The following is a 3,594-nucleotide window of genomic DNA, read 5'->3' as shown; positions in this document are numbered from 1 at the left end:
CGTCTTGGGTGAGTTGGCGATATTCCATGTTCACAACCCCTTCTTGCCGGATGAGGTGTGAACAGTGTCGCCACTCCCCACCTCTTTTGGAGAAGGTGTTGCACTTAGTTTGCCAAGCTGCGAGGCCTAACCAATCGCTCAACCGGACCCACAACAGCATGCCTCCTACGGGCCTCATTTCATTCTGGCCCTTCGGCGTCCTGCCGTCGCGGGCCGGTTAGCTCAAACGTTAGACCTTGTTCTACATCACTCCGTCCGGTCTACTTCGCTATGTCAGAAATTCTCTCCCTTGCGCCCATCCTTCTCGCTATTACCGGCATGGCTGCGGTCGCGAAGCTCGCAGCTCGTCTCTATCGTCGCTCAAAGCTGAGCTGGGGGCACGCGTTTGGATACGTTCTTCTATTCGTGGTCGGCATCTCGGTAATGGGCCTCATGAAAAACCTGGCTGGGTCCGCACCACCGCTGCCACTTGCAATCGGCGCTTCAATAGCGTTTCATGCCCTCTTAGGAGGCTGGTACCTGGGTTCCTATGCCCGTGGAGCTGATGGCAATTCTCTGACCTTCCCGCGAGGCGCAATTCTGGCTTTCCTGTATTTCGGACTACTGCTGGGCATCACGGCGATTCCTGCTGTAGTCCTGATGGCAATTCGAACCTAGAGCGAGGTCTAACCACTCGCTCAACCGGACCCGCAACGGCATGCCCCGGCTGGCCGTCTTTTCATTCTCGGCCAGCCGCGTCACGCCGCTGCGGGCCGGTTAGCTACAACGTTAGACCGCATGAAGCAGCAGCGTCCTCCAATCCTCGAACATCGTCGTGTGAAACGCGGCGTGATGGCAAGTGAATCTGCGCGTGAGCGAGAACGCGAGCGCACCCGCGCACATATGCTAGCGGCGAAGAAGCATGTACTGGTCAATCCAAATAATCTTCTCCCAACCAATAGCGTCGGCAAGCCGGACTTCGTCAAGCGCGGCTATTACCTGGACAGGCCGTTTAACTGCAAGTCATGCGGCGTCGCTCAGGTGTGGACCGAGACGCAGCAGAAATGGTGGTACGAGTCGGCAAAGGGCGACGTTTGGACAATAGCTGTTCTGTGCCGTCCTTGCAGGAAGCGGGAGCAGGATCGCCGCAATGCTGCGAGAGATGTTCACTTTGCTGGAATTGCGGACAAGGGCAAGAATGCGGCCTAACCACTCGCTCAACCGGACCCGCAACGGCATGCCGCCTTCGGGCCTCATTTCATTCTGGCCCTGCGGCGTCATACCGTCGCGGGCCGGTTAGCTCAAACGTTAGGTTGCACTTGGTGAAGGCTGCACTACTTCGACGATTGAATATCGCTGCCCGCCTCGCGGCCGTCGCGGTGATTGTGATTGCCGCTTCTCTCTATCTGGCCACGTGGGTCGTCGAGAGTTCGTGGTTCTGGCGCCTTAACGCAGCGCTACCTCGCCAGGTCGAATCCGAGATTGCAAATGCAGTGCAGCTTGTGCTTCGGCCCATTCGGCCATCTGAGGTTCAGGCGCAGGAAGAGCAGTTGGACTTCTTTCTTGCTTGGTGCTTTGTGGCCTCAGTCGGCGGGGTTGTGCTGGCCTTGGGGTTTGTCATGCATCGGCTCAAACCTGTGGCGCCTGAAAATGCCACCTAACCTCGCGCTCGAGCTGACTCGCAACGGCTGCGCACTTCAGGCCCTCATTTCATTCTGGGCCTTTCGTGCCCAGCCGCCGCTCGCAGCTCAGCTCAATCGTTAGATGCCACTAATACCAAAGACCGTCATCGGACGAGCGCTTGCGCTACTCTGGCTGCTCATGTGCGCCGGCCTTTTGGTGTTCGCGTTTGTGCAGCGCGATGTGCACGACATGCCGGTGGCGTTCACCTGGCTGATGATCGGGCTAACATTTCCAATTGGCCTGCCGGCCGCGGCAATTGTTGGAATGCTTATGTCGCAGTTGTATGCGAAATTCGGTCTAACCTACTCCCCATTCATGGACCTGCTGCCTGACTGGCTTGCTATGGTTTCACTCGGCTACTTGCAATGGTTCGTTGTCGTGCCGAGCATCGTCCGGCGGCTTTCGAGGGGCGAGCGTGGCACCTAACCACTCGCTCAACCGGACCCGCAACGGCATGCCCCGGCTGGCCGTCATTTCATTCTCGGCCAGCCGCGTCACGCCGCTGCGGGCCGGTTAGCTTCATCGTTAGGCATCACAAACAACCGCCATGGCATCTCGCGCGCTCAAGCTCCCCACAAGCTACGCCTTATGCGTTTCTCACAGCGAGAGCCTCATCGCAGCACTCGGCCGCAATGTCGTCATCGCTGATTTGGACTGCCGAAGACGCTTGAACACATCGCATCCGCTGTCGCATCCGTCACACGCGGATTTCAGTGCCGATGATCGCTTGCTCGTAGTAAAAAGTACCTGGGGAGAGATCGCCGTACTGGATACAAAAAGTGGCGAGAACCTGTGCTCACATCGGCCGAAACGGCAGGACGAGGGAACTGCGATTAGGTTCGCTCCAGATAGCGACTTCCTTGTCGATGGCTCGTGGTCTGGAGAGATCCGTGTCCGGCAGGTTTCAAATCTGAGTGTCATTGAGTCCTTCGCCTTTGAGGGCGAGATGATCAAGGCAGTTTCCCGGAACGAACAGGGTGACCTCTGGCTGTTCGCTCACACGACAAAGTACAAACCTGAAGTCGCTGAGACCCCTCGGCCAAACGTCAGCCTGTGGAAATGGCCTCTCCGTGCCGCTCAGTCAACTTTCAGCGTTGGGCTGAAGACCCTTGATGCAGCAGCACTGGCGCCCACGGCGCCCTACATCGCAGTTGTTGGTTTCTGCGAGGAGACGAATGTCAGAGTGCTTCGAATACTGTCCTCATCTGGTTCGGTGCTCGCGTCAACACCACTGACTATTGGCGGCACAGGGTCAAGTACACGCTGGTCCCGCGATTCAAAACTTGTCGGTACGGTCTCAAAAGGCGGGTTCGTCATCTACTCAGCACCAGACCTCACTCCATACGCCACTTACCCCGAGGAATACCCCGCCGATCTTGCTATTCTTAGCAACGGGGCTGAGGTAGTCCTTGGTTCTTGGTCGGCATGCCGATTTGCCGCCATGGTGCCCAGTGATGTCTAACCTGTCGCTCGAGCCGACGTCCGTCGGCAAGCCTCCGTACGCGGCTCAGCTTCAACGTTATAACGCAGTGAATACCTTCCGTTCTTTCACGGCCTGGTTGCTCTTGGCGGGGAGCTCCATACTTGGCTTCTCTGTCTTTGGCACCGCGGCGCTGATGGCAGGTAGTGCCATCTCGATCAATCTTGGCCTGGCGATCTGGGTGGTGGGCGCAATTGCGTCGGGCTTTGCGTTGTCTGCAGCCATTCGGAGAGCCGCGCTGCCCGCAATTGGGTGCCTCATATTGGCGCCAAGCTGTCTAGCCCTTTTGATTGCGCGCCTGGTTCTTGGCGTTTACACATGAATTTGCGTCTTGAAGTCAACTTTGAAGTGCAACACCGCTAGTACCGAGAGAAGGCCTCCCTCGGTGTCCTGAAGCCCAGCCGCTCACGTGGCCGGTCGTTGAGTTCAGCTGCGATGTGGTCGCAGTCGTT

The 3,594-nt window shown here is 57.7% G+C and carries 6 protein-coding genes; all 6 read left to right on the top strand.

All coding sequences use genetic code 11. The features are described from left to right. The first annotated feature begins 270 nt into the window (after window positions 1-270). The 6 genes from RQP53_RS24570 to RQP53_RS24545 all read left to right on the top strand — a co-directional run bounded on the left by RQP53_RS24570 (window position 271) and on the right by RQP53_RS24545 (window position 3,464). Window positions 271-657: a hypothetical protein gene (locus RQP53_RS24570; protein WP_315653370.1), complete on the top strand. Its 387-nt coding sequence runs from the start codon at window positions 271-273 to the stop codon at window positions 655-657. A 120-nt stretch (window positions 658-777) separates the two neighbouring features. Then, entirely contained in the window at window positions 778-1,188 is a 411-nt protein-coding gene (locus tag RQP53_RS24565) for a zinc-ribbon domain containing protein (RefSeq protein ID WP_315653369.1), read from the top strand. A 137-nt stretch (window positions 1,189-1,325) separates the two neighbouring features. Then, window positions 1,326-1,640 (top strand): hypothetical protein, encoded by a 315-nt coding sequence (locus tag RQP53_RS24560; protein ID WP_315653368.1) that lies wholly within the window; start codon window positions 1,326-1,328, stop codon window positions 1,638-1,640. A 103-nt stretch (window positions 1,641-1,743) separates the two neighbouring features. Continuing rightward, window positions 1,744-2,088, top strand: coding sequence for a hypothetical protein (locus RQP53_RS24555; protein WP_491572055.1), 345 nt, complete (start codon window positions 1,744-1,746; stop codon window positions 2,086-2,088). 121 nt (window positions 2,089-2,209) lie between these two features. Next, on the top strand, window positions 2,210-3,124 hold the full coding sequence (locus RQP53_RS24550; protein WP_315653366.1) for a WD40 repeat domain-containing protein: 915 nt from the start codon (window positions 2,210-2,212) through the stop codon (window positions 3,122-3,124). Next, window positions 3,117-3,464: a hypothetical protein gene (locus tag RQP53_RS24545; protein WP_315653365.1), complete on the top strand. Its 348-nt coding sequence runs from the start codon at window positions 3,117-3,119 to the stop codon at window positions 3,462-3,464. Before RQP53_RS24550 ends, RQP53_RS24545 begins: the two co-directional genes overlap by 8 nt. Window positions 3,465-3,594: the final 130 nt, after the last annotated feature.

It is taken from the genome of Roseateles aquae (assembly GCF_032337115.1).
Classification (GTDB): domain Bacteria; phylum Pseudomonadota; class Gammaproteobacteria; order Burkholderiales; family Burkholderiaceae_C; genus Roseateles_C; species Roseateles_C aquae.
Note: the sequence above shows the minus strand (reverse complement) of the source record. Positions and strands in the feature narration are given on the sequence as shown.

Coding starts and splice junctions, on each gene's coding strand:
- RQP53_RS24570 (WP_315653370.1), top strand. CDS start 271: ATGTCAGAAATTCTCTCCCTTGCGCCCATCCTTCTCGCTATTACCGGC.
- RQP53_RS24565 (WP_315653369.1), top strand. CDS start 778: ATGAAGCAGCAGCGTCCTCCAATCCTCGAACATCGTCGTGTGAAACGC.
- RQP53_RS24555 (WP_491572055.1), top strand. CDS start 1,744: ATGCCACTAATACCAAAGACCGTCATCGGACGAGCGCTTGCGCTACTC.
- RQP53_RS24550 (WP_315653366.1), top strand. CDS start 2,210: ATGGCATCTCGCGCGCTCAAGCTCCCCACAAGCTACGCCTTATGCGTT.
- RQP53_RS24545 (WP_315653365.1), top strand. CDS start 3,117: ATGTCTAACCTGTCGCTCGAGCCGACGTCCGTCGGCAAGCCTCCGTAC.